Here is a 1,390-nt window from a genome sequence, read left to right as displayed (position 1 = left end):
CTGTGCTTTTTTGATTTGACCGGCAACCCGGCAAACAATCTGCCGGAGATTGCTGTCTCGTGCTCTTTCATCGGCTACCATGAGCAGGCCCTGACGCTGGAACAAGGCGCAATTACCGTGACGCCGGAAAGTGTACCGTCTCATCTTGATGTGCAGAATATTATTCCGGTGGTGACCGATTATCCGCCCTTGTTACAGGAAAATAACGGCTGGCCGCTGCTCTCCTGCCTCTCCAGCCCACCGATGATGTTATTTACCACCGACAGCCTGAAACAGTTTCTCCGTCTGTTTGACCCGCATAGCGAAACCAACCGTCCGCTGAGCCGCCAGTTCCAGCAACACATTGACGGCATTGTGCAGGTAAAAGAGCGCCTGACTGACCGCTTAAGGCGTGGGCAACCGGTGCGTGGGTATGTGTTATCGCTCACACTGAATCCCGGTTGTTACCGCACGCTTGGCGAGATGTACCGCTTCAGCCGATTAATCAATCAGGCGATGGCCTGTTTTATCAGCCAGTCCACGTTCGTTATGCTGAAAATTTTTACCCCGGACAACAGTGAAGTGTTGTGGCAGTTCTGGCACGTCGATGGATTACGCCCGGCCATGTAAGGCATTCATGTCATAACCGATAAGGAATAAAAATGAAAAGTGGATTACGTTTTACCTGCCGTATCGCGGGTGTGCCGGAAGACACCTTTGCAGTCGGCGACTTTACTTTGCAAGAACAACTCTCTGAACTGTTTACCCTCAATCTGACGCTGGTCAGGGCCGGTAACGCGAACCCCTTTAAGCCGCAGGCGGAGATTGATTTGGCTTCGCTGCTGATGCAGGAAGCGGTGTTGCAGGTTTTCTATGGTGAAACAGAGCAGCGCAAAATCACCGGGATTGTCTCTCACGCTAATTGGGTGGGCACCGACGGTAACAAGACGCGCTATACCATCACCATTCGCCCTGCCTGCTGGCGGTTGACACTGAATCAGGACAGCCGGATTTACCATCAGCAAAATACCCCGGCGATATTAAACAGCCTGCTGAAAAAACACCGGGTAAAAGCCGATTCAAAACTTTACGATGCGCATCAGGACTGGGAATATGTGACCCAGAAGCGCGAATCCGATTATGATTTTTTCAACCGATTAGCCGCGGAAGAGGGGATCAGTTTCTGGTTTGAGGATGAAACGCTGTTTTTCAGTGACAGCCATCTGGGCATGACCGCTGGCTTGCCGCTGCAATACCAGCCCCAGCCGGAAACCGCCGACGGAACAGACACTATTTATCAGGTACAACTGGGCGTCGGGATGAGCCCGCAGCGCAGTTTCCACAAAGATTTCAACCCGGAAAAACCGCGCTATCACCTCTCCCATATGCACAGCAGCGAAGGCTTCCGCGA

At 52.4% G+C, this 1,390-nt stretch carries 2 protein-coding genes; both read left to right on the top strand.

Annotated features, from left to right (window positions below; translation table 11 throughout):
• Positions 1-609, top strand: a 609-nt coding sequence (locus IQ209_RS17850; RefSeq protein ID WP_193852522.1) for a type VI secretion system baseplate subunit TssF, incomplete at its 5' end; no start/stop codon positions are given.
• Positions 610-641: 32 nt separating this feature from the next.
• Positions 642-1,390: type VI secretion system Vgr family protein (locus tag IQ209_RS17845; protein WP_255528822.1), on the top strand; the 749-nt coding region annotated here is incomplete at its 3' end.

The organism is Xenorhabdus sp. BG5, assembly GCF_015163665.1.
Lineage (GTDB): Bacteria > Pseudomonadota > Gammaproteobacteria > Enterobacterales > Enterobacteriaceae > Xenorhabdus.
The sequence above is the reverse complement of the archived record's forward strand: the minus strand, read 5'-3'. Positions and strand labels throughout refer to the sequence as shown.